Genomic DNA, 22,192 nt, shown 5'->3' on the forward strand with positions numbered 1-22,192 from the left:
TTTCCGTCATAGCTCTCTCCAAATGGTCGCGCCGCTTACATCCCATGAACCCGCCACCGGCGCTCTGCTCTGGCAGGGTGAGACGGGCGATGTCGATGCCGAGGTTTCCCGCGCCCGCGCCGCCTGGCCGAAATGGGCGGCGCAACCCATCGCCTATCGCATCGAAACGCTGCGGCGCTTCGTCAATGTCGTGCGTCGCAACGAAGACGCCCTGGCCGACCTGATCGCGCGCGAAACCGGCAAGCCGTTATGGGACGCCCGCAACGAAGTGCATGCGGTGATGGGCAAGGTCGATGTCAGCGTCGCCGCCTACTCCGAACGCACCGGCCAGCGTCGGCTGGAAGCGGCGCTGGGCGCGCGCCAGTCGGTGCGGCACAAGCCCCATGGCGTCATGGCGGTGCTTGGTCCCTATAATTTCCCCGCGCATTTGCCCAACGGCCATATCATTCCCGCGCTGCTGGCGGGCAATGCCGTGGTGTTCAAGCCGTCGGAAAAGACGCCGGCGGTGGGCGAGATGATGGTCAAGCTCTATCATGAGGCAGGCGTGCCGGTGGATGCGATCCGACTGCTGCTCGGCGGGCCAGACGTGGGCAAGGCGCTCGGCGCCCATCCCGATGTTGGTGGCATCCTCTTCACGGGATCGGCCCAGACCGGCATCGCGATCAACCGCCAATATGCCGCGCAGCCGTCCAAGATATTGGCGCTGGAAATGGGCGGCAATAACCCGATCATCGTGTGGGACACGCCAGAAATCAACGCCGCCGCGACGCTGGTGGTCCAATCGGCTTTCATGAGCAGCGGCCAGCGCTGCACCGCCGCCAGCCGCCTGATCGTGCGCGACAGCATCGCCGACCGGCTGATCGCGGAAGTCAAGAAGCTGGCCGACCGGCTGATCGTCGATCATCCCCATGCCGACCCCAAGCCCTATATGGGTCCGGTGATCGACAATCCGACCGCCGACGGGCTGACGGAGAGTTTCCTTTACCTGATGAGCAATGGTGGCCGACCGATCAAGCATATGGTCCGGCCGCACAAGGGCTTGCCCTTCCTCAGCCCGGCGATCATCGATGTGACCGCGATGAAGGAGCGGCCCGACGTGGAATTGTTCGGCCCGTTGCTCCAGGTCATCCGCGTTGCTGACTTTGGCGATGCGATCGCGGAGGCCAACAACACCCGCTATGGCCTCTCCGCATCGCTGATCGGCGGGTCGCCCGAACAATATAATCAGTTCTGGGCCAATATCCGCGCGGGCGTGGTCAACTGGAACCGGCCGACCAATGGCGCCTCTTCCTCGGCGCCCTTCGGCGGCACTGGCATATCGGGCAACCACCGCCCCAGCGCCTATTACGCCGCCGATTATTGCGCCTATCCGGTGGTGTCGGCGGAAATCGAAACGCCCCGCGCCTCGATCGGCGTAGGCCTCAAGGACATCGACGTCAGCGTGATGGGCGATTGAGCCGCCCAATATTTCCCCAAAACATTTCCTAGTCCCCGCCATACCCATTCTGAATTGAACTTTGGCTGCGCCTTCGCCATCTGGCCACTATGGCTGATAAAGCATCTTCGACAGTGCAGTTGGTAGGCGCAGGACCGGGCGACCCGGATCTGTTGACCATCAAGGCCGCGCGCCTGATCGCGCAGGCGGACGTCATCGTGCATGACGGGTTGGTGTCGGACGCGATATTGGCGCTCGCTTCCCCCCATGCCGAACTGATTTCCGTCGCCAAGCAACGCAGCCGCCATTCAATGCCGCAGGAGGCGATCAACGCCCTGCTGGTCGATCTGGCGCGCGAAGGCCGCGACGTCGTGCGGTTGAAGGGTGGCGATCCGTTCATCTTTGGTCGCGGCGGCGAGGAGGTCGATGCCTGCCGCGCCGCTGGCGTGTCGGTAGAAGTCGTAGCCGGCATCAGCGCTGCGATCGGCAGCGCTGCGATGGCGCAATTGCCGCTCACCCACCGCGAAGCGTCCAGCGCGGTCAGCTTCGTCGCGGGCCAGTGCAAGGGGCTGACAGACCAGGACTGGTCGGGCCTGGCGGGTCGGGGCCGCACGCTCGTCATCTACATGGGCGTCGCGACCGCAGGCGAAATCGCCGACAAGTTGATGGCGGATGGCGTGTCCCCTGCGATCCCCGTCGCGGTGCTGGAAAATGGCACGCGCGCCGACATGCGGACGCTGCGCACCCTGCTCGCCGATCTGGGTGACATGGTGGCGCGCGAGAATGTGGTTAGCCCGGCCCTGATCGTGGTCGGCGACGTCGCGACCCATGCGCTGGCGCGCGACGTGCTGGCGAATTGGGCCGCAATAGGGGAGAATATTTCGGAGATGCGTTCGTGAAGATATTGACCGGCAACGATCTTGTGAGCGGCGACGTCATCTGGTGGGCAGGCGACGGCTGGTCGCGCCAGGTCGGCGACAGCGCCGATGTGGGCGAGCGCGGCGACGACCTTGCCCGCACGGAGGAAGCCGCGCTGCGCGTGGTCGGCGCTTATGTGATCGACGCGACCGTTTCTGACGATGGCGTGCGCCCGGCCCATATCAAGGACCGTATCCGCGCGCTCGGCCCCACCGTGCGCCCCGACCTGACGCTGAAACCGAACGACGCCGATGCCGGCAACTGGGTGATCTGAACCATGTATCGCTACGACAGCTATGACCAGTCCATCGTCGACGCCCGCGTCGAGGAATTTCGCGACCAGGTGCAGCGCCGCCTGACCGGCGCGCTGACTGAGGATCAGTTCAAGCCGCTGCGGCTGATGAACGGCCTTTATCTGCAACTCCACGCCTACATGCTGCGCGTCGCCATTCCCTATGGCACGCTGTCGGGCAAGCAGATGCGCAAGCTGGGCGAGATCGCGGCCAAATATGATCGCGGCTACGGCCACTTCACCACGCGCCAGAATCTACAATATAACTGGATCAAGCTGGCCGATGCGCCCGACATCCTGGCCGAACTGGCGACGGTGGAGATGCACGCCATCCAGACCAGCGGCAATTGCATCCGCAACATCAGTTCGGACCAATATGCCGGCGTCAGCGCCGACGAAGTGGCGGACCCCCGCCCCTGGGCCGAATTGCTGCGCCAGTGGTCCAGCTTCCACCCCGAATTCACGTACCTGCCGCGCAAGTTCAAGATTTGCGTGATCGCCAGCGACGATGATCGCGCGGCGATGCGCCTCCACGATATCGGCCTGAAGCTGATGTCGAAGGAGGGAAAGATCGGCGCCGAAGTCTATGCCGGTGGCGGCATGGGCCGCACGCCGATGGTTGCGCCGCTGATCCGCGATTTCGTGCAGGAAGAGGAGATTGTCTCCTATCTGGAAGCCTGCCTGCGCGTCTATAATCGCCACGGCCGCCGCGACAACAAGTATAAGGCGCGGATCAAGATCCTGGTCCATGAGATCGGCGTCGAAGAATATAAGCGCCAGGTCGAGGAAGAGTTCGCCCATATGCGGACCCTTGGCCTCAACCCGCCGGTCGAGGAACTGAACCGCATCCGCGCCTTCTTCGCGCCACCCGCCTATGAAACGGGCCTGTCTGACGCAATGGACCGCAGCGATCCGGCTTTCGCTTTGTGGGTCGATCGTCAGGTCGCCGCGCACAAGGCGCCTGGCTATGCCATCGTCAATATCAGCCTGAAGCCGCTGACCGGCATCCCCGGTGACGCATCGGCCGAGCAGATCGAACTGGTCGCGACCCTGGCCGAGCGCTATTCGCTCGACGAGCTGCGCGTCACCCATGCGCAGAACCTGGTTCTGCCTCATGTTAGGAAGGTGGACCTCTACGCCATCTGGCGGGAACTGGAGGAAGCGGGTCTGGCCGAAGCGAACCTGGACCTCATTACCGACATCATCGCCTGCCCTGGCCTGGACTATTGCGCGCTCGCCAATGCCCGTTCGATCCCGCTGGCGCAGAAGATCGCGCATCGTTTCGCCGCGGCCGAGCGTCAGGCGGAACTGGGCGAGTTGAAGCTCAAGATTTCGGGCTGCATCAACGCCTGCGGCCACCATCATGCCGGCCACATCGGCATCCTTGGCGTCGACCGTAAGGGCGTGGAGAATTTCCAGCTGTCGCTGGGCGGATCGGGCGCGGAGGACGCCAGCCTTGGCCAGATAACCGGCCCCGGTTTCTCGGAGGATGGCGTGGTCGACGCGATCGAAAAGGTCACCGACCTCTATCTTGCGCAGCGGGAAAGCGGAGAACGCTTCCTCGATACCTATCGCCGTCTCGGCATGAAGCCCTTCAAGGAGGCGATCTATGGTTGAGTTCCTGTCCTTCCGCAACGGCGAAGCCACGCAGGAACCCGCGGTGACGGTCGAAGCCTTCACCGGCCAGACCAACTCAACCGCCGTTCGCATCGAGGCGGGCGAGGATGCGCGCGAATTGCTGCCGCATCTTGACCGGCTGTCGCTGGTCGAGGTGAATTTCCCCGCTTATGGCGACGGACGCGGCTATTCGGCGGCGCGCATCCTGCGGGAATCGGGCTATCAGGGCGAATTGCGCGCCGTGGGCGACGTGCTGGTCGACCAGATCGTCGCCCTGCGTCGCTGCGGTTTCGACAGTTTTCATCCCGCCAAGCCGCTGGACGACGCCGCCGTCGACCGCGCGCTCAATCGCTATGCCGACGTCTATCAAAAGGCGATCGACGGCCGCATCCCGGTTTGGGCGAAGCGGCACCCGGAGACGACCAATGGCTGAACCTGCCCGTCAGATCGACCTGATCGACGCCCGCCCCGCCTTTACTCAGACACAGGCCGACGCGCTCAACGCGCGGTTCGAGGGCGTCGATACGATCACCATGCTCAAGACCGTGTTTGCAGAAGGGCTGGCCGGCAATGTCGCCGTCGTCTCCTCCTTTGGCACGGAAAGCGCGGTGCTGCTCGATCTGGTAGCGAAGGCCGATCCGACCGTCCCGGTGATCTTCGTCGATACGCTCAAGATGTTCGCCGAAACGCTGCACTATCGCGACACGCTCATCAAACGCTTCGGCTTCACCGACAGCCGCACGGTCGCCCCCATCGCCGACGTCATCGCGAAGAAGGACGAGACGGGCCTGCGCTGGTCCTACGACCCGGACGGCTGCTGCGAAATCCGCAAGGTCGAACCGATGAAGCGCGCAAAGGAGGGTTTGGACGCCTGGATTTCGGGCCGAAAGGCGTTCCAGTCGGTCACGCGCCAGAACCTGCCCCGGTTCGAGGTGGAGGATGGCCGACTGAAACTGAACCCGCTGGGCGACTGGAACAAGGTCGAGCTGGAGGCCTATTTCGAGGCCGAAAATCTGCCCCGCCATCCGCTGGAATCGCAAGGCTATCTGTCGATCGGCTGTGAACCCTGCACGTCGAAGGTGATGCCGGGCGAAGACCCGCGCGCAGGCCGCTGGCGCGGTTGGGACAAGGTGGAATGCGGCATCCATTCGCCGGTCACGCCCATCCCCGTCATCGATCCCGAAGATTCGGCCAACCAGCCGGTCTTCTGATCGACCCGAAGGCCCGAAAAAACGGCCTTTCAGGGTTTCGTCCCTTGCCCTACCCCGCTATGGGTCGCCCTTCCCGGCCTGATCGGTCGCAGCACGGGCGGATTATCGACATGGCGCAACCAATATGATCGGACAGCTTCGCCTGTTCCGGCGCCGGGTGCGCGTGATGATGCGCCGCCATGGCCCCGAAGCGCTGATCTGGCGGCGGCGTATCGCCATATTGGCCGGCGCAGTGCTGGTCGGCCTGACGGCGCTGCTGTTCGCTGAACTGGCCGACCATGCCGGTGCGCTGTTCCGGCGCATGATCGCCTGGTGCTGGTGGCTTCCGCTGGTCGTGACGCCCCTGGGGTTCGCCGCCTTCGCCTGGATCACGATGACGATCGCCCCCGCCGCCAAGGGATCGGGCATCCCGCAAGTGATCGCCGCGGCGCGCAATCCCGATGCAGGGATGCAGCAACTGGTGTCCGCCCGAACCGCCTTCGTCAAATTCTGGCTGACCATCGGCACCTTGTTGTTCGGCGCGTCGGTGGGCCGCGAAGGTCCGACGGTCCAGATCGCCGCCAGCATCATGGGATATATGCACCGCTTCATGCGCATCCCGCTGCGCGCGTCCGTGTTCATCGCAGGCGGCGCGGCGGGCGTGGCGGCGGCGTTCAACACGCCGCTCGCCGGCGTCGCCTTCGCTATCGAAGAATTGGCCGCCGCCTATGAGCAGCGCATGACCTTGCTGGTGATGGCCGCGGTGCTGATCGCGGGCATGGTGAGCCTGGGGCTGGCTGGCGACTATGTCTATTTCGGGGAGATGCGGCAGACGTTGAGCGTCCATGACGCGCTGATCGCCGCACCCGTTGCGGGCTTTCTTGGCGGGATCGCCGGCGGCCTGTTTTCCCGGCTGATGCTGGCGACCGGTTCTACCGCATGGAAGCCGATGCGGTGGTTGCGGGATCGGCCGGTTCGTCTTGCCTTGCTGTGCGGAGGCGCGGTGGCGGTCATGGGCGTCACCACCGGACTGACCTGGGGCACCGGTTACGAAACGGCACAGTCCGTCATCACCGGGCAGGACGTGCCGATCTGGTTCGGCGCGGCGAAATTCGTATCGACGCTGGCGACCGCCATGTCCGGTCTGCCCGGCGGCATCTTCGCCCCCTCGCTGTCGGTCGGCGCGGGCATTGGCGACATGTTGCGCAGTTTGTTTCCCAGCTATCCGCAAGGCGCGGTGGTGCTGCTCGGCATGGTCGCCTATTTCACCGGCGTCGTCCGCGCGCCGCTGACCGCCGTCATCATCATTTCCGAAACCACCGCCAGCCGCGGATTGATGATGCCGCTGCTCGCGGCGGCTTTGGTCGCCGACTTTTCTGCCCAGTTAGTTAGCAAGGAACGTCTCTACCACGGCCTTGCCAAGCGCTTTACCCTGCCTGGCTGAATCTGTCCCGCCTGCGTAACAAAGTTACAAGAGGCTGGACGAACAGCGCCAGTCGCGCGATACCCGCGCGCCATAGTCAGATAGCAGGGAGCGCCCCATGGACCGTCGTCAATTCCTCGCCACCACCGGCGCCCTGGCGCTCGCCACCGCTGCCCCGCGCGCTTTGGCGCAGGGTAACGACGATGCGCGCCTGTCCGCCGCCTTCGCCGCCATTTTCGAGCGGCAATTGGATCTGTCGCCCAGCTTCGTCACCAGCCTGGGTCTGGACAAGGGCGCTCGCGCCGGAGCAAAGAGCCAGCTTGACGACAATAGCAAGTCGGCGATGCTGAAAAAGCTGGCCGCAACCCAGGCCGCGATCAAGGAACTGGACAGTTATAAGACCGCCAGCCTGTCCGATGCCCAGCGGCTGAACCTTGACGTCATCCTCTATGCGCTGGACCAGCAGACCGTGGCCCCGGCCAAATTCGGCCTTAACAGCGCGGTGCGCCCCTATCGCATCTTCCAGCAGGGCGGCAGCTATTTCTCAACGCCCGATTTCCTGAACACCGCCCACACCATCAACGCGGCCGCCGATGGCGATGCCTATGTCGCGCGGCTGGAGGCCTTCGCCCGCAACCTGCGCACCGACACCGCGCTTCAGCGGGACGAGGCGGCGCGCGGCTATCTGGCGCCGGGCTGGTCGCTGGACCTGACGCTGGGACAGATGAAGACGCTGCGAGCGCAACCCGCCGCCGCAAGCTCCATGGTACAGTCGCTGGTCAAGCGCGCCGCGGCCAAGGGCATCGTTGGCGATTGGCAGGCGCATGCGGCAGCGGTGGTGGAAAAATCCATCTATCCCGCACTGGACGAACAGATCGCGGCAATTGAGTCGTTGAAAGGCGAGACGGCGGCGGGCGATGGCGTATGGCGCACCCCGCGCGGCGACGAAATCTACGCCGCCGCGCTCAAAAGCGCGACCACGACCGACCTGTCCGCCGACCAGATTCACGCCATGGGGCTGGAACAGGTGGCTGACATCAGCGCGCAGCTCGACGCCATTCTGAAGGGTGCGGGCTATGCCAAAGGCATGATCGGCGAGCGACTGGCCGCCCTCAATGCCGAACCGTCGCAGCTTTACGCCGACAGCGCCGAAGGACGCCTGGCGTTGCTGGCCCAGCTTAACCGCGATGTCGATGCGATGAAGGCCAAGCTTCCTAATGCCTTCGCTACCATTCCTGACACCGCATTGGAAATTCGCGCAGTGCCGGTCGAGATTCAGGACGGCGCGTCGAACGGCTATTATAACCGCGCGGCGCTCGACGGGTCGCGCCCGGCTATCTATTTCATCAATCTCAAAGATGTTGGCGACTGGCCGAAATATGGCCTGCCGGCGCTGACCTATCATGAGGGCATGCCGGGCCATCACCTCCAAATCTCGACCGCGCAGACGGCGAGCGACATTCCGATGCTGCGCAAGACCGCCTTCATGAGCGCCTATAGCGAAGGCTGGGCGCTTTATGCCGAGCAACTGGCCGACGAGCTGGGCGGCTATGCGACGCCGCTCGACCGGGCTGGCTATCTCCAGTCCTTCCTCTTCCGCGCGGCGCGGCTGGTGGTCGATACGGGCATCCATGCGAAGAAGTGGAGCCGCGAGCAGGCGACCGATTATATGGTGGAGAAAACCGGCTTCGCCCGGCCGCGTTGCCAGCGGGAGGTCGAGCGCTACTGTACCCAGCCTGGCCAGGCGACCAGCTACAAGGTTGGCCATGGCGTCTGGACCAAGGCCCGTGCCGATGCCCAGGCCGCGCAGGGCAAGGCGTTCGATCTCAAGCAGTTCCACGCCATCCTTGAGGAAGGCGCGATGCCGCTGTCGATGCTGGAGAAACGGGTCGCTGCGCGGGCGAAGGGCTAGGCGCCCATGCCCCCGTTCGTTTCAGACGACACGAACGGGGGCTGATCGGCCAGGTTATTCGTAGTTCAAATCCTGATAGCTATCGTCCGCAATGTCGGAGAATCGCGTGATCTTCGCGTCGAACTTCATGCGGATGCGGCCGGTGGAGCCGTGACGCTGCTTGGCGATGATCACCTCGGCCAGGCCGTAGATCCGCTCCATATTTTCCTTCCACGTGGCGTAAGCCGCCTCATCGTCGGGCTTGGGTTCCTTGGCCGCTTCGTAATAATCCTCACGGAACACGAACCAGACCATGTCCGCATCCTGCTCGATCGAGCCGGATTCGCGCAGGTCGGAGAGCTGCGGCCGCTTGTCTTCGCGCTGCTCGACCGCACGGCTGAGCTGCGACAGCGCCAGCACCGGAACATGCAATTCCTTCGCCAGCGTCTTTAACCCGCGAGAAATTTCAGAAATCTCGTTAACGCGATTTTCGTTGCCGCGGCCAGTGCCCTGCAATAGCTGAAGATAATCCACGACGATGAAGCCGATATCGTGGCGGCGCTTCAACCGGCGCGCGCGGGTGCGCAGCGCGGCGATGGTCAGGCCCGGCGTATCGTCGATGAACAGCGGCAATTCCTGCAACTCTCGCGCCGCGCGCGACAGATTCTGGAAGTCCGCCCGGCTGATCTTGCCCATGCGCAGCGCTTCGCCGCTGATGCCCGACTGTTCGGCCAGAACGCGGGTCGCCAACTGGTCGGCCGACATTTCGAGACTGAAGAAGGCGGTCTTGGCGCCCATATTCTTTTCCGCCGGGATGCCGTCGGCATTGTCGCGCAGCCAGCGCGACGCCGCATTATAGGCGATGTTCGTCGCCAGCGACGTCTTTCCCATGCCCGGCCGACCGGCCAGGATCATCAAGTCCGAATTGTGCAGGCCGCCGATCTTGGCGTTCAGGCTGTTGATCCCGGTCGTGATCCCCGACACATGACCGCCGCTGTTGAGCGCACGCTCCGCCACCTGCACCGCCGCGGTGGAGGCCATGAGGAAGCTCTTGACCGAACCGCCCTCGCCCTCGCCCTCCGACACTTTGTAGAGCGCGACTTCGGCCGCCTCTATCTGCTCGCGCGGATTGACGGCCTCGCTGGTGTCCAACGCATTTTCAACCAGTTCGCGGCCGACATTGACCAGTTCGCGCAGCAGCGCCAGGTCATAGATCTGGGTGGCGAAGTCGCGCGCGCCGATCAGCGCCGCGCCATTGCCGGTCAGTTGCGCCAGATAGGCCGCCCCGCCCAGCTCCTTCAAGGCTGGATCCATATCCAGCATGGGCTTGAGCGTGACCGGATTGGCGATCATGTCCTTGTCCAGCAAGCGCATGATCGCGTCGTAGATACGGCCGTGCAGCGGCTCGAAAAAATGTTCGGCCTTAATCTTGAGCTGGACATCCTCGGCAATGCGGTTGTCGATCATGATCGCGCCCAGCAGCGCGGCTTCGGCCTCCACATTGCGCGGCAATTCGGTGCCGGGATTTTCGGCGGGGTTGATTTTCAGCAGTTCGACCATGGCCTCTCTTTCCTCTGCGCGCGCGCACGGCGCAAGGGCCAAGGCGGAAACCATCTGTGGATAAGTCGCGCTTGCTTTTCGCCGCGCGCCGCCGCACTGACTATCCGCTTCACCATGGCCGATCCGCGCATCATAGACATCCAGCTGGACCAGCGCACGATCCTGTGGCGCAACGCCGACGTGGAGCAGGAACGGCGCATCGCGATCTTCGACCTGCTGGAGGATAATCACTTCGCGCCGCAGCGGGTCCATGCCGACGGCTATGCCGGTCCTTACAAGGTCGTGCTGCGGGTCGAGGATGGTCGGCTGGTGATCGAGATCAACCGGGAGGATGATGCCCCGCTGGAGGCGATCATTCTGGGCCTGGGCCGCTTCCGTCGCCCGATCCGCGAATATTTCGCCATTTGCGACAGCTATTATCAGGCGATCAGCAACGCTTCCCCGCAACAGATCGAGACGGTGGACATGGCCCGCCGCGGCATCCACAATGATGCGGCGGAGGTGCTGAAAGAACGGCTGGAGGGCAAGATCGAGGTCGATTTCGATACCGCGCGCCGGCTGTTCACGCTCATCTGCGTGCTGCATATCAAGGGGTAGGACGATCAGGGTTGTAACTTTGGGGGGCCTGCTGGTCCGCATTGCCGCGGGACTGGCGGTGGTCGCGGCGCTGGCGCTGGGGCTGTTTCTCTATGCGCGCGGCTGGGCGCCCAGCCGCGACCAATATCCCGTCCAAGGCGTCAGCATCAGCGCCGACAATGGTCCGGTCGACTGGGGCACGCTGGCGGCGCAGGGCGCGGACTTCGCCTATATCCGCGCCGCCGACGCCGCCGACCGGCGCGACCCGGCCTTCGCCGCCAACTGGCGCGCGGCGCGGGCTGCGGGCCTGCGCTATGGCGCGCTGCTGGAGTTCACCCCCTGCCGCCTCGCGATGGATCAGGCGACCCGCTATATGACCACCGTGCCACGCGACAATGCCGCGCTGCCGCCTGTCATCCGCCTCGCCTTCTCCCCCGCCTGCACGGCGCGGCCGAACCGCGACCTGCTGCTGTCCGAACTTAATACGCTGGTCAACCTGGTCGAGGGTCATGCCGGCAAGACGGTGCTGCTCAATGTGACCGAAGATTTCGACAAGGCCTATGACGTCGGGTCAGGCATCAACCGGACCTTGTGGCTGGACGGCAATTTCTTCCCGCCCGATTATGCGACCAAACCCTGGGTGATGTGGACAGCCAGCGACATGCGGCATATCGACGGCGTTGATGGTCCGGTTCGATGGAATGTGGTGGCGCCCTGATGCACGATGAACAGCGAGTTGGACAGTTGATCGAGGCCGCGCGGAATGCGATGGCCAACGCCCATGCGCCCTATAGCCGCTTTGCCGTGGGCGCGGCGGTGCGGCTGACCGACGGCAGCATCGTCACCGGCTGCAATTTCGAAAATGCCAGCTACGGCCTGTCGCTGTGCGCCGAAACGGTCGCGCTGGCCACCGTCAATGCCCAAGGTCGTTTCGCTGACGTAACGGAAATCGCCGTGGTCGGAGGCGCGATGGATGGTGCGCAGGAGGTGCTCGTCACCCCCTGTGGCCGGTGCCGCCAGATCATGAACGAGGCCGAACAGTTGGCTGGCCGCACGCTCGCTATCTATTGCGCCACGCCCAGCGGCGACCGCGTCATCGACCTCACGGTCGCCCAACTCCTTCCCCATGCCTTTGGTCCGGCGGACCTGGGCATCGGCCCTCAGAAAAAGAGCTGACACGACATGGCCATTCTTTCCGACAAATGGATTCGCGAACAGGCGCTGAAAACCAACATGATCGAGCCGTTCGTGGAGAGCCAGCGGCGCGAAGGCTGCATCAGCTACGGCCTGTCCTCCTACGGCTATGACGCGCGGGTGGCGGACGAATTCAAGATCTTCACCAATGTCGACAGCACGATCGTCGATCCCAAGGATTTCGATCCGAAGAATTTCGTCGATCGCCAGACCGACTGCTGCATCATCCCGCCCAACAGCTTTGCGCTGGCCCGCACAGTCGAATATTTCCGCGTGCCGCGCGACGTGCTGGTCATTTGCCTCGGCAAATCCACTTATGCGCGGTGCGGCATCATCGTGAACGTGACCCCGCTGGAGCCGGGCTGGGAAGGGCATGTGACGCTGGAATTTTCCAACACCACGCCGCTGCCCGCGAAAATCTACGCCAATGAGGGCGCCTGTCAGTTCCTCTTCCTCCAAGGCAACGAACCGTGCGAGGTCAGTTATGCCGACCGCGCGGGCAAATATATGGGGCAGCAGGGCGTGACATTGCCCCGCCTGTAATGCGACACTCTTCGCCATGAACTTCTGGCGCAGGGTAAAGCGCGGCGCGCCGCCGCCCGACATTGGCGACCGGCGCGTCTATGCGATCGGCGACGTGCATGGCTGCGCCGACCTGCTCGACGCGCTGCTGGCGATGATCGCGCAGGACGACAAGGACCGTGCGCGCAAGCCGATCAGCCTGATCCTGCTGGGCGACCTGGTCGATCGCGGACCGCAATCCTGCGCGGTGGTGGAAACGGTGATGGCGCTGGCGGCGTCGGGCGGCGACGTGCGCTGCCTCAAGGGCAATCATGAGGAAGCCTTCGTGCTCGCCGCACGTGGCGACCTGCGCGCCCTGCCCCTGTTCCGCCGCATGGAGGGCGAGGCGACGCTGGCCAGCTATGGCCTGGAGCCCGCCCTGTTCCGCGTCATGACCGATGCCGAACTTGTGGACTGGATGGAAAGCCATGTCCCGCGCGCCCATGTCGATTTTTTGGACGCCCTGCCCGACAGCATCGCGATGGGCGATTATCTGTTCGTCCATGCCGGCATCCGTCCCGGCGTGCCGATCGGGAACCAAAGTCCAGCCGATCTGCGTTGGATCAGGCAGGAATTTCTGGCGCATCGCGGCCGCCATCCCAGCATGATCGTTCATGGCCACAGCATCAGCGAGGATGTGGACGAACAGGCCAGCCGGATCGGGATCGACACTGGCGCATTCCTGTCCGGCCGCTTGACCGCGTTGGGGCTGGAGGGAACGAGCCGATGGACGCTCCAGACCAAGCCGTGATTTGCGCCCTGTCAGCGGCAATTCTGGACAAGCGTCACATTTCTTGAAAATTCGATAGCGGGACAGCCGACATTCTTCGTTGGAAGGGGGTGGAACGGCAGGGGATGCCGCTACATTCAGGGGAACAGACAATGCATATTCGCCATGCCGTGGCGGGGGTCGCCCTCGCCATCTGCCTCGTCTCGCCTACGCAACTTCTGGCCGCAGCCACGCCGAACGCCACGCTGACCCAGCGCCATAAATTCGACATCCATGTCCAGCCGCTCAGCAGCGCGCTGCGCGAATTGTCGGTGCAGTCGGGCGTGCGCATCCTCTTCCCCTATGACGAGGTCGCCGCGATCCGCAGCCGCCGCATCCAGGGCTGGCTGTCCACCCAGGATGCGCTCGCCCGCTTGCTCGCTGGCACGGATCTCACCTCCAGCCCCGCCGGCGAAGGCGTGATCGCGCTCGCCGCCCCCCCCAATCGCAGCGCCGCGCGCCGCAGCCCGCTGGCGCTGCAATATGCCCAGGCCAGCCTGCCGGGCGCGGGCACACAGGCGATGGCCATGGCCCCCGCCCCCGAACCGGCCGAGGACGCGACGCCGATCATCGTCACCGGCACCCGCACGACCAACCGCACCGTCGCCGAAAGCCTGGCACCGATCGACGTGCTGGGCGAAAAGGATCTGGAATCGAGCGGCAAGCAGTCTGTGCGCGACTTGCTCGGCACGCTCGTCCCATCCATCAACGTGTCGAACAATGGCGCGGGCGCCAGTTGGGCGGTGCGCACCCTGTCGCTGCGCGGCTTGGGCGGCGACCAGTTGCTGGTGCTGGTCAACGGCAAGCGACGGCATAATTCCGCCACGCTGTTCATCAACGGATCGGTCCAGAACGGCCAGTCTCCGCCCGATCTCGACCTTATCCCCGGCAACGCGATCCAGCGGATCGAAGTGCTGCGCGACGGCGCATCTGCGCAATATGGGTCCGACGCGATCGCCGGCGTCGTCAACGTCATCCTGAAGAACGACACGGCCGGCGGCGCGGCGCTGACCCTGGGCAGCACAGCCGACAATGGCGGCGAACAGGGCCGGTGGCAGATCGACAACGGCTTTTCGATCGGACCGGACGGCGGCTATATCCATCTTGCGGCGGACGGCGTCTTGCAGGCGGGAACGCTGGTCAAAGGCTCGGCGATCGGCGGCACCTATTATCCCACCGGCGATCCGCGCAACGCCAATCCCGATCTTGATCGTTATCGCGGCAAGGCCGGCCAGCCGGAGGTGATCGGCGGCAATGTCAGCTATGACGCCATGCTGCCGGTGGGGGACAGCCTGGAAGCCTATAGCTTCGGCACATATTCCAAGCGCCACGCCGCGGGCTGGCTGACCTACCGCACGCCCGCCGCGCTCAACAACATCATCGAAATCTATCCCGAAGGCTATATTCCGCGCATCCATGTCTATGACGAGGATTTCCAATATGCCCTCGGCCTGCGCGGCGAAATAGGCGGCGGCGTGCATTTCGACATCAGTTCCACCTATTCGCAGGACGAGGTCAAATATAAGCAGACCACATCGCTCAACCCTTCGATGGGTACGGCCAGCCCGACGACCTTCTATCTTGGCAAGATTCGGTTCGACGAATGGACCAATAATCTAGACCTCTCGAAAGAGTTTGATGTCGGCCTGGCCGGCCCGCTATCGCTGGCGGTGGGCGCAGAATATAAGAAAAACAAATTCATGATCGGGGCCGGCGACCCTGAATCCTATATCAACGGCAATTATGTGTCGCCGCCCGGCTCCTGGCTCGCGGGACAGCAGCGCACCGGCGTCGGCGCGCAAGGCGTGACCGGTTTCGTTCCCGAAGGCGCGGGAAGTTGGAGCCGCAGCAATTGGAGCGCCTATGCCAATGTGGAAGGCAAGATCGTCGAGGGCCTTGAGTTCGGCCTCGCCGGCCGCCACGAAGATTATACGGATTTCGGCACCACCAATACAGGCAAGGCTTCGCTCCGCATCGAACCGATGCGCGGCTTCGCCATTCGCGGCACCGCCAGCACAGGTTTCCGCGCACCGACGCTGCAACAGCAACATTATGCATCGTCATCGACAATCGGCGTGATTCAGAATGGCGTCAGCGTCCTGTTGCCGGTTCAGGCGCTGCCGGTCGAGGGCGCGGCGGCCAGGGCGCTGGGCGCCGTGCCGCTCAAGGCCGAAAAGTCCGTCAACTTCTCGGCCGGCATCGTGCTCACGCCTGCGCCGAACCTCAACCTCACCGTCGATGCCTATCAGATCAAGATCAAGGACCGCATCCTGCTGAGCGAGACGCTCAGCGGCCCGACCGTCATCAGCGCGCTGGAGGCAGCAGGCATTTACGGGATCGCCGGCGGACTGATCTTCTCCAACGCCGCCGACACCCGGACCCGCGGTTTCGACATCGTCGGCACCTATCGCGCGGGTCTGGGCGACATGGGTCTGGCCACGATCAGCCTTTCGGCCAATTTCAACAAAACCATCTTCACCCATATCGACCCGGTGCCGGGGCCGATCGCAGCATCGGGCCTGGCGCTGATCGGCCGCACGAAGCAGGGTGACCTTACCGAAGGCACGCCGCGCGACAAGTTCATCGCCAACGTCCTTTGGGAAAAGGATGATTTCAACATGAACCTGCGCGCCACGCGCTTCGGCAAGATCGTCCAGCGCGCAAACGCCACAGCCTTTCACACCGCCGACTTCACGGCCTGCGCGGTCAATGTCGTGAGCGACGTGTGCTTCCGCGATTATGTCGATGAAGAGCTGAAGCCCAAAGTCATCGTCGATCTCGAAATCGGCTATAAATTGACCAAGGGGGTCAAGCTCTCGGTCGGCGCGAACAACCTGCTCAACACCTACCCGAACAAGTTGAAGCCGGTAAACCAGTTCGTCGGCTTCCTTTACAATGCCTACGCACCCTACGGCATCAGCGGCGGCTTCTATTATGGCCGGTTGAACCTGGAGTTCTGACATGACGAAGACAGCAGGATTGAACCGGCGCGAGGCGATGGCGGCGGGCGGGATCGGTTTGCTCGCGGCGGGCGGCGCGGGGTCGTTAGCGCAATCGGGGGCGGCGCAAAGCCCCGGCGCCCCCGCCGCCGGCAAGGAGACCTTGGTGACGGTGCAGGACTGCACCAACGTCGCACTGGCGCTGTCGCCCGACGGCAAGCGCATCGCCTTCGACCTGCTGGGGATATTGTGGTCCCTGCCGGTCGGCGGGGGACCGTTGAAGCGGCTCTCCGGCGATTTCGACGATCTGGCCCAGCCGGACTGGTCGCCCGACGGCAGCCGCATCGCCTTCCAATCCTATCGCACCGGCCATTTCCACATCTGGTCGGTCGCGGCGGACGGCGGCGACATGCGCCAGCATACGGACGGGCTGCTGGATGATCGCGAGCCGCGCTGGTCGCCCGACGGCAAGACGATCGCCTTTTCCAGCGACCGGGCGGACGGTCGCTACGCCATCTACCTGCTCGACGTGGCGAGCGGCCAGGTCACGCCATTGTCGAAGGGCACGACCAACGACAGCGAACCCGCCTGGTCGCCCGACGGTAAGCGCGTCGCCTATGTCGCGGGCGGCACGAAGCTGGTCGCGGTCGATATCGCCAGCGGGGCGGTGACGGACGTGGCGTCGGTGACGCCATCTGCGGACCGATTCAACCCGTCGGCTATCATGGCCCCGGCTTTCGCGCCTGACGGTCGCATCGCCTATACCCGCGTCCAGCCCGGATCAATGACGCTGGTCATGGACGGCAAGGATATCGTCGCGGGCGAGGATCTTTATCCGTTCCGCCCCGCCTTCACCAGGGACGGCGCGATCCTTTACGGGTCCGATGGGAAGCTGCGCAGCCTGAAGCGCGGCAAGGCGAGCGTCATCCCCTTTGAGACGCAAGTCCCGGTCACCACCCCTAACTATCGCAAGAAAACGCGCGACTTCACCTCCACCGCGCCAAAGCCCGTGGTCGGCATCGCCGCGCCCATGCTCTCGCCCGACGGCCGGACCATCGTCTTCGCCGCGCTCAACGACCTCTATCTGATGCCCGTTGGCGGCGCACCCAAGAGGATCGTCGGCGACGGCTTCCATAAATGCGATCCCGCCTGGTCGCCCGATGGCAAGAACATCGCCTATTCCTCCGACCGCGGCGGCACGCTCGACCTGTGGTTGCATGACGTCGCCACTGGCAAGGAACGCCAACTCACCAACATTCCCGACAAGGCGGTCGCCTGGGGCAGTTGGTCGCAGGATGGCAAGATGATCGCCTTTCTCGACCAGGATGGCGCGCTCCATACCGTCGATGTGGCGAGCGGCGCGGTGACCAAGCGGTTCGACGCGCTCTGGGAGCCGGGCCGTCCCAGCTTTGGCCCTGATGGCAAGACCATCGCCTATGCCGCCTTCAAGCCCGTCACCGGCCGCTATCGCGAGGGCGCCAGCCAGATACTGACCGTCGATCTCACCACCGGCAAGGGCACCTATCGCCCGGTATCTGAAGGCAAGTCGCTCGGCACGCGCGGGCATGACGGCCCGATCTGGTCGCCCGATGGCAAGAGCATGGCCTTCGTCTTCGCCAGCACCTTGTGGGTTGCGCCAGTCGCGCCCGACGGCAGCTTTACCGCCGCGCCCACGCAAATCACCACCGAAGTCACCGACGCGCCCAGTTGGAGCGGCGACGGCAGCAAGCTTCTTTATCTCAGCAACGGCAAGCTGCGCATCGTGGCCGCCACCGGCGGCGCGGCGCAGACCGTCCCCTGCCGCCTTAGCTGGGCCAATGCCAAGCCTTCCGGTCGCACAGTCATACGGGCTGGCAAGGTGTGGGATACCCTCTCGACCGAGTACAAGACGCAGGTCGACGTCGTACTGGACGGCAATGTCATCAGCGCCGTCACGCCGCGCGGGGCCAGCGCGTCCGACGCCAACGCGAAGATTATCGACGCGCCCGACCTTACCCTGATGCCGGGCCTGATCGACATGCACACCCATCGGCAGATGGCGGGCTATGGCTATGGCGACCGTATGGGGCGGCTGTGGCTGGCGATGGGCGTGACGGCGACCCGGTCGCCCGGCTGCCCCGCCTATCATATGGTGGAGGACCGGGAGTCGATCCAGAGCGGCAAGCGCATCGCCGCGCGTCACTATGCCACTGGCGAAGCGATCGACGGCGGCCGCATCTTCTATAATTTCATGCGGCCGGTCACCGAAAAGGGCCAGATGGCGCTCGAGCTGGAGCGCGCCCAGGCGCTGGATTATGACATGGTGAAAACCTATGTCCGCCTGCGCCACGACACGCAGAAGGAAGTGGTCGACGCCTCCCACAAAATGGGGATGCACCTGTCGTCCCACTATCATTATCCTGCGCTCCACAGCGGCATGGATTGCATGGAGCATACCGGCGCGACCAACCGCTATGGCTATTCGCGCACCATCACGTCGCTCGGCGGCGGCTATCATGACGTCAACGACCTGTTCGCCGCTGCCAAGGCGGGGCGCACGCCGACCCTGTTCGCGGCCACGTCCCTGCTGGGGCTGGACGACGGCTTTACCCGTGATCCGCGGATCACGACGCTTTATCCGCAATGGGAATATGACAAGTTGCTGGCGCGGGTGAAGGCGATGTCGGGCGACGGCGGCAAGCCGATGCTCGCGTCGCTGGAACGGCAGGTTGCGCAGATCAAGATGACGCTGGCGGCGGGATGGCATCCCTTCTCCGGCACCGACGCGCCGATCGACCTGACCGCGATCAGCCTGCACCTCAACCTGCGCGGCATGGTGAAGTTCGGCATCTCCCCCTATGAGGCGCTGATGATGACGACCCGCTGGTCCGGCGAATTTCTGGGCGAGCCGGTCGGCCGGATCGAGCGCGGGATGCTGGCCGACCTGATCCTGGTGGACGGCGATCCGCTGAAAGACGTCGCGGCCGTCGCCAATGTGAAACAGGTGATCGCCAACGGCGTAGTCCATACGCCCGAAGCGCTGATGGCGCCCTTCGTCGACGCCAAGCCACAGGCGGCGGCGAGCAAGATGCTGCCGATGCTGGCGGACGCCCATCAACATTATTGGTGGCATGACGCCGACTATGTCGAAAGCAGCCGTGCGGCGTGTTGCGCGGGCCATGCGGTGGCGCACGCCTAGATTGGAGAGCTAAGGGCTCCCGCGCAGGTGGCGCGGGAGCCCTGATAATTCTACCGCCACCCCTTCGCCTGCGCCGCCTTCTCTCCAGCGGCATCCGCTGGCGCGCCGTCGATCAGCGCGTCCACCGTCGCCATGACCCGCGCGTCGACGGAGGAGGCTTGTCGATAGGCAGTCTGAGAACCCGCGCCGGGCAAAGCCTGCTGCACCTGCCAGCCTTCCTCCTCGCGGCAGGCTACGCCCGCAATGGGGCCATCGAAGCTGCGGCACCAGCCGCCGCCCTGACGCTGGAAGGTCAGGCCGATGCGGATCGCGCCATCCACCCCCTGCGCGGATGCGAGTTGCGTATCGAGCGCGGTCGCCAGCGCGCCCCGCGCCACCATCACGCCATCCCGCATTCCGATCGATCCCAGTCCCGTGCCCGACATACGGCCGAGACCCAATCCCAGCACCAGACTGGCGGCGATCGCCCCGCCCATCGCCCAATTCCGCCAGCGGGACGCCGGTCGCGCCAGCGGCGTCACCTTCGCGCTCTCCTCCAGCAAGGCGCGCAAGCGGTCGGGCACCGGCTCCTGCGCCACCGGCGCATAATGGCCCGCCAGCCGCGCGCGCAGCGAGCGATGCTGCGCCAGCCGCGCCGCCAGCGCCGGATCGGCGGCCACCGCCCGCTCGACCCTGCGCCGATTGACTTCGTCCAGTTCGCCATCGACCAGTGCGATCAGCATGGCTTCGTCTATGTCCGTCATGCTGCCTCTCCCATCAGTTCCAATAATGCGCCGCGCCCGCGCACCAGCCGGGACGTCAATGTCCCCATCGGCACGCCCAGCACCGCCGCCGCTTCCTTGTAGGACAGGCCCTCGACCAGCACGAGCGCGATCGCCTCGCGCTGTTCCTGCGGCAAGGCCTGCATCGCGCGGTCGACGTCGGACAGCATCATATGCGCCTCCACATCGCGGTCGCCGGCATGGCCGACATGCGCGCCAGCCTCTTCAGGGGCGAAGGTCTTGGCGGCGCGCTGGCGCGCGCGCGCCTCGTCGATCCAAAGGTTGCGCATGATCCGATACATCCAGCTGTCCAGACGGGTGCCGGGCTGCCACTGGTCGCGGGCCTTCAGGCCGCGCTCCAGCGCCGCCTGGCACAGATCGTCGCCATCGGCGCGGTCCCGCGACAGGCTGGCGGCAAAACGCCGCAGCCGGGGCAGGATCGCAAGCAGGTCGCGTTCGAACGACATCAGCACTCCGTCGCTTGTTCGAAGGATGAAACGCGCCAGCCCATCCGTTTCATCCCGCAGACAGAAGACGGATGGACATTTTTTCGCAATGGTTGATTTTGCAGACGAGAGGATCGGTGAGACGGACATGAAACTGACGCACCCCTGGATGATCGCGGGGATGATGCTGATCGCGCCATCCGCCACCCAGGCGCAGTTGCTGCCCGGCGGCGGCGGCGGGCTGGGCGCGGTGGGTCAAGCGGTGCCTGACATCATGGACCAGCTTGGCGGCGCGGTCGATGCGGCCGACCTCGACCGCTTGTCGCCCGCCCGCCTCGCCGACCGGCTGGCGGCGGCGCGCGCCACGCGCGTCACCGATTTGCTGCGTCGCCATGGCGACCGGATCGAGCTGGACGACCGGCGCGAACCGGCGCGGCGAGGGGTCATCCTCCTCACTGGCGCGGACGAAGGCGCCCTCGATGCCTTACGCGCGGCGGGCTACGGCGTGGACGGCGAGAGCGTGGAGGGCATCGACCTGGCCGTCGCCCGCCTGACCCCGCCCAGAGGCCGCAGCCTGGCCAGGGCGCTGCGCGACGCGCGCCGGATCGCCCCGCGGGCGCAGGCCAGTGCGGATAATCTCTATTTTCCGAGCGGCAACGCATGGTTCCTCGCCAGCGCCGCGCTGGCGGGCGGCGGCCGGGTCGATGGGCGGCTCGCTGGGCTGATCGACGGCGGCGTAGCGCAGCATCCCGCGCTTAGCGGGCCGATCGAACAACGCGGCTTCGCGCAGGGCGCGCCGCGCGCCAGCGCCCATGGCACCGCTGTCGCCTCGCTTATCAGTGGCGAGGGGGTGGTGCGGGGCGGAGCGCCCGGCGCATCGCTGCTGGTCGCGGACGTCTATGGCGACGATCCGGCCGGGGGCGGCGCCTTCGCCATCGTCCGCGCACTGGGATGGATGGCGGCGCGTGGGGTGCGCGTCGTCACCGTCAGCCTGGTCGGCCCGGCCAATCCGCTGCTCGATGGCGCGATCCGCCTGGCGCGGGACAAGGGCGTGATCCTGGTCGCGGCGGTCGGCAATGACGGCCCGGCCGCCCCGCCCGCCTATCCCGCATCCTATCCCGGCGTCGTCGCTGTGACCGGGATCGACGGGCGTGGGCGGCCCTTGCCCGAAGCCGGCCGCGCGCTCCATGTCGATTTCGCCGCGCCCGGCGCGGACATGCAGGCGGCGACGACACAGGGCGGCAAGGGGGCGGTGCGCGGCACCAGCTTCGCCGCGCCGCTGGTCGCGGGTCGGTTGCTGATGCGTGGCGACATCGCCGCGCTGCGCGCCGAAGCGACCCCGCCCACTAAAGGCAAGACGCCGGTCATCTGCGGTACTTGTAGAAATAATTAATAATTTTCAGTGACTTGAAATTTTTCCTGGGCCGTCGGGATTAAAGCGG

19 protein-coding genes are annotated in these 22,192 nt (G+C 65.0%); 16 read left to right on the forward strand and 3 right to left on the reverse strand.

The genetic code is table 11. From position 1 onward, the window contains the following. The first annotated feature begins 22 nt into the window (after positions 1-22). From astD to sphantq_RS03880, 8 genes are all read left to right on the forward strand, one after another. Positions 23-1,456 carry a succinylglutamate-semialdehyde dehydrogenase gene (astD, locus tag sphantq_RS03845; RefSeq protein WP_272799648.1) on the forward strand — a complete coding sequence of 478 codons (1,434 nt, stop codon included), beginning with the start codon at positions 23-25 and terminating at the stop codon, positions 1,454-1,456. A gap of 89 nt (positions 1,457-1,545) precedes the next feature. After that, positions 1,546-2,334: a uroporphyrinogen-III C-methyltransferase gene (cobA, locus tag sphantq_RS03850; protein ID WP_272799649.1), complete on the forward strand. Its 789-nt coding sequence runs from the start codon at positions 1,546-1,548 to the stop codon at positions 2,332-2,334. Beyond that, positions 2,331-2,627 (forward strand): DUF2849 domain-containing protein, encoded by a 297-nt coding sequence (locus tag sphantq_RS03855; protein ID WP_066603311.1) that lies wholly within the window; start codon positions 2,331-2,333, stop codon positions 2,625-2,627. The genes cobA and sphantq_RS03855 overlap by 4 nt, the downstream gene beginning before the upstream one ends. Before the next feature lie 3 nt (positions 2,628-2,630). Further along, positions 2,631-4,262: a nitrite/sulfite reductase gene (locus sphantq_RS03860; protein ID WP_272799650.1), complete on the forward strand. Its 1,632-nt coding sequence runs from the start codon at positions 2,631-2,633 to the stop codon at positions 4,260-4,262. Next, entirely contained in the window at positions 4,255-4,695 is a 441-nt protein-coding gene (locus sphantq_RS03865; RefSeq protein ID WP_129927472.1) for a DUF934 domain-containing protein, read from the forward strand. Before sphantq_RS03860 ends, sphantq_RS03865 begins: the two co-directional genes overlap by 8 nt. Further along, complete coding sequence (locus tag sphantq_RS03870; RefSeq protein ID WP_066603319.1) at positions 4,688-5,473, forward strand: phosphoadenylyl-sulfate reductase; 786 nt, start codon at positions 4,688-4,690, stop codon at positions 5,471-5,473. Before sphantq_RS03865 ends, sphantq_RS03870 begins: the two co-directional genes overlap by 8 nt. 124 nt (positions 5,474-5,597) lie before the next feature. After that, a complete protein-coding gene (locus sphantq_RS03875) occupies positions 5,598-6,896 on the forward strand; it encodes a chloride channel protein (RefSeq protein WP_242496121.1) in 1,299 nt (432 codons plus the stop codon). Positions 6,897-6,993: 97 nt separating this feature from the next. After that, positions 6,994-8,787, forward strand: a complete 1,794-nt coding sequence (locus sphantq_RS03880; RefSeq protein ID WP_272799651.1) for a DUF885 domain-containing protein — start codon at positions 6,994-6,996, stop codon at positions 8,785-8,787. A 54-nt stretch (positions 8,788-8,841) separates the two neighbouring features. Here the strand turns inward: sphantq_RS03880 and sphantq_RS03885 are convergent, their stop codons facing one another. Next, positions 8,842-10,326, reverse strand: coding sequence for a replicative DNA helicase (locus sphantq_RS03885; protein WP_066603322.1), 1,485 nt, complete (start codon positions 10,324-10,326; stop codon positions 8,842-8,844). A 114-nt stretch (positions 10,327-10,440) separates the two neighbouring features. On the opposite strand from sphantq_RS03885, the gene sphantq_RS03890 reads away from it, so the two are divergent. The 7 genes from sphantq_RS03890 to sphantq_RS03920 all read left to right on the forward strand — a co-directional run bounded on the left by sphantq_RS03890 (position 10,441) and on the right by sphantq_RS03920 (position 19,543). Continuing rightward, complete coding sequence (locus tag sphantq_RS03890; protein WP_066603330.1) at positions 10,441-10,923, forward strand: UPF0262 family protein; 483 nt, start codon at positions 10,441-10,443, stop codon at positions 10,921-10,923. 28 nt (positions 10,924-10,951) lie between these two features. Beyond that, positions 10,952-11,620 (forward strand): GH25 family lysozyme, encoded by a 669-nt coding sequence (locus sphantq_RS03895; RefSeq protein ID WP_272800178.1) that lies wholly within the window; start codon positions 10,952-10,954, stop codon positions 11,618-11,620. Beyond that, a complete protein-coding gene (locus sphantq_RS03900) occupies positions 11,620-12,078 on the forward strand; it encodes a cytidine deaminase (RefSeq protein WP_066605471.1) in 459 nt (152 codons plus the stop codon). The genes sphantq_RS03895 and sphantq_RS03900 overlap by 1 nt, the downstream gene beginning before the upstream one ends. A 6-nt stretch (positions 12,079-12,084) precedes the next feature. Then, positions 12,085-12,639: a dCTP deaminase gene (dcd, locus tag sphantq_RS03905; protein WP_066603336.1), complete on the forward strand. Its 555-nt coding sequence runs from the start codon at positions 12,085-12,087 to the stop codon at positions 12,637-12,639. Positions 12,640-12,655: 16 nt separating this feature from the next. Beyond that, positions 12,656-13,408, forward strand: a complete 753-nt coding sequence (locus sphantq_RS03910; protein WP_272799652.1) for a metallophosphoesterase family protein — start codon at positions 12,656-12,658, stop codon at positions 13,406-13,408. A 131-nt stretch (positions 13,409-13,539) separates the two neighbouring features. After that, positions 13,540-16,386 carry a TonB-dependent receptor plug domain-containing protein gene (locus sphantq_RS03915; RefSeq protein WP_272799653.1) on the forward strand — a complete coding sequence of 949 codons (2,847 nt, stop codon included), beginning with the start codon at positions 13,540-13,542 and terminating at the stop codon, positions 16,384-16,386. A gap of 1 nt (position 16,387) precedes the next feature. Further along, positions 16,388-19,543: an amidohydrolase family protein gene (locus tag sphantq_RS03920; RefSeq protein WP_272799654.1), complete on the forward strand. Its 3,156-nt coding sequence runs from the start codon at positions 16,388-16,390 to the stop codon at positions 19,541-19,543. 50 nt (positions 19,544-19,593) lie between these two features. Here the strand turns inward: sphantq_RS03920 and sphantq_RS03925 are convergent, their stop codons facing one another. Both sphantq_RS03925 and sphantq_RS03930 read right to left on the reverse strand, forming a co-directional pair. Continuing rightward, complete coding sequence (locus sphantq_RS03925) at positions 19,594-20,286, reverse strand: anti-sigma factor (protein ID WP_272799655.1); 693 nt, start codon at positions 20,284-20,286, stop codon at positions 19,594-19,596. Continuing rightward, entirely contained in the window at positions 20,283-20,771 is a 489-nt protein-coding gene (locus tag sphantq_RS03930) for an RNA polymerase sigma factor (RefSeq protein WP_272799656.1), read from the reverse strand. The genes sphantq_RS03925 and sphantq_RS03930 overlap by 4 nt, the downstream gene beginning before the upstream one ends. An 88-nt stretch (positions 20,772-20,859) precedes the next feature. Here sphantq_RS03930 and sphantq_RS03935 point away from each other — a divergent pair, with 88 nt between their 5' ends. Next, positions 20,860-22,143, forward strand: coding sequence for a S8 family serine peptidase (locus tag sphantq_RS03935; RefSeq protein WP_129925979.1), 1,284 nt, complete (start codon positions 20,860-20,862; stop codon positions 22,141-22,143). Positions 22,144-22,192: the final 49 nt, after the last annotated feature.

The organism is Sphingobium sp. AntQ-1 (genome assembly GCF_028538045.1).
GTDB classification, from domain to species: Bacteria; Pseudomonadota; Alphaproteobacteria; order Sphingomonadales; family Sphingomonadaceae; genus Sphingobium; species Sphingobium cupriresistens.

Coding starts and splice junctions, on each gene's coding strand:
- astD (WP_272799648.1), top strand. CDS start 23: ATGGTCGCGCCGCTTACATCCCATGAACCCGCCACCGGCGCTCTGCTC.
- cobA (WP_272799649.1), top strand. CDS start 1,546: ATGGCTGATAAAGCATCTTCGACAGTGCAGTTGGTAGGCGCAGGACCG.
- sphantq_RS03860 (WP_272799650.1), top strand. CDS start 2,631: ATGTATCGCTACGACAGCTATGACCAGTCCATCGTCGACGCCCGCGTC.
- sphantq_RS03865 (WP_129927472.1), top strand. CDS start 4,255: ATGGTTGAGTTCCTGTCCTTCCGCAACGGCGAAGCCACGCAGGAACCC.
- sphantq_RS03870 (WP_066603319.1), top strand. CDS start 4,688: ATGGCTGAACCTGCCCGTCAGATCGACCTGATCGACGCCCGCCCCGCC.
- sphantq_RS03875 (WP_242496121.1), top strand. CDS start 5,598: ATGATCGGACAGCTTCGCCTGTTCCGGCGCCGGGTGCGCGTGATGATG.
- sphantq_RS03880 (WP_272799651.1), top strand. CDS start 6,994: ATGGACCGTCGTCAATTCCTCGCCACCACCGGCGCCCTGGCGCTCGCC.
- sphantq_RS03885 (WP_066603322.1), bottom strand. CDS start 10,326: ATGGTCGAACTGCTGAAAATCAACCCCGCCGAAAATCCCGGCACCGAA.
- sphantq_RS03890 (WP_066603330.1), top strand. CDS start 10,441: ATGGCCGATCCGCGCATCATAGACATCCAGCTGGACCAGCGCACGATC.
- sphantq_RS03900 (WP_066605471.1), top strand. CDS start 11,620: ATGCACGATGAACAGCGAGTTGGACAGTTGATCGAGGCCGCGCGGAAT.
- dcd (WP_066603336.1), top strand. CDS start 12,085: ATGGCCATTCTTTCCGACAAATGGATTCGCGAACAGGCGCTGAAAACC.
- sphantq_RS03910 (WP_272799652.1), top strand. CDS start 12,656: ATGAACTTCTGGCGCAGGGTAAAGCGCGGCGCGCCGCCGCCCGACATT.
- sphantq_RS03915 (WP_272799653.1), top strand. CDS start 13,540: ATGCATATTCGCCATGCCGTGGCGGGGGTCGCCCTCGCCATCTGCCTC.
- sphantq_RS03920 (WP_272799654.1), top strand. CDS start 16,388: ATGACGAAGACAGCAGGATTGAACCGGCGCGAGGCGATGGCGGCGGGC.
- sphantq_RS03925 (WP_272799655.1), bottom strand. CDS start 20,286: ATGACGGACATAGACGAAGCCATGCTGATCGCACTGGTCGATGGCGAA.
- sphantq_RS03930 (WP_272799656.1), bottom strand. CDS start 20,771: ATGTCGTTCGAACGCGACCTGCTTGCGATCCTGCCCCGGCTGCGGCGT.
- sphantq_RS03935 (WP_129925979.1), top strand. CDS start 20,860: ATGGTTGATTTTGCAGACGAGAGGATCGGTGAGACGGACATGAAACTG.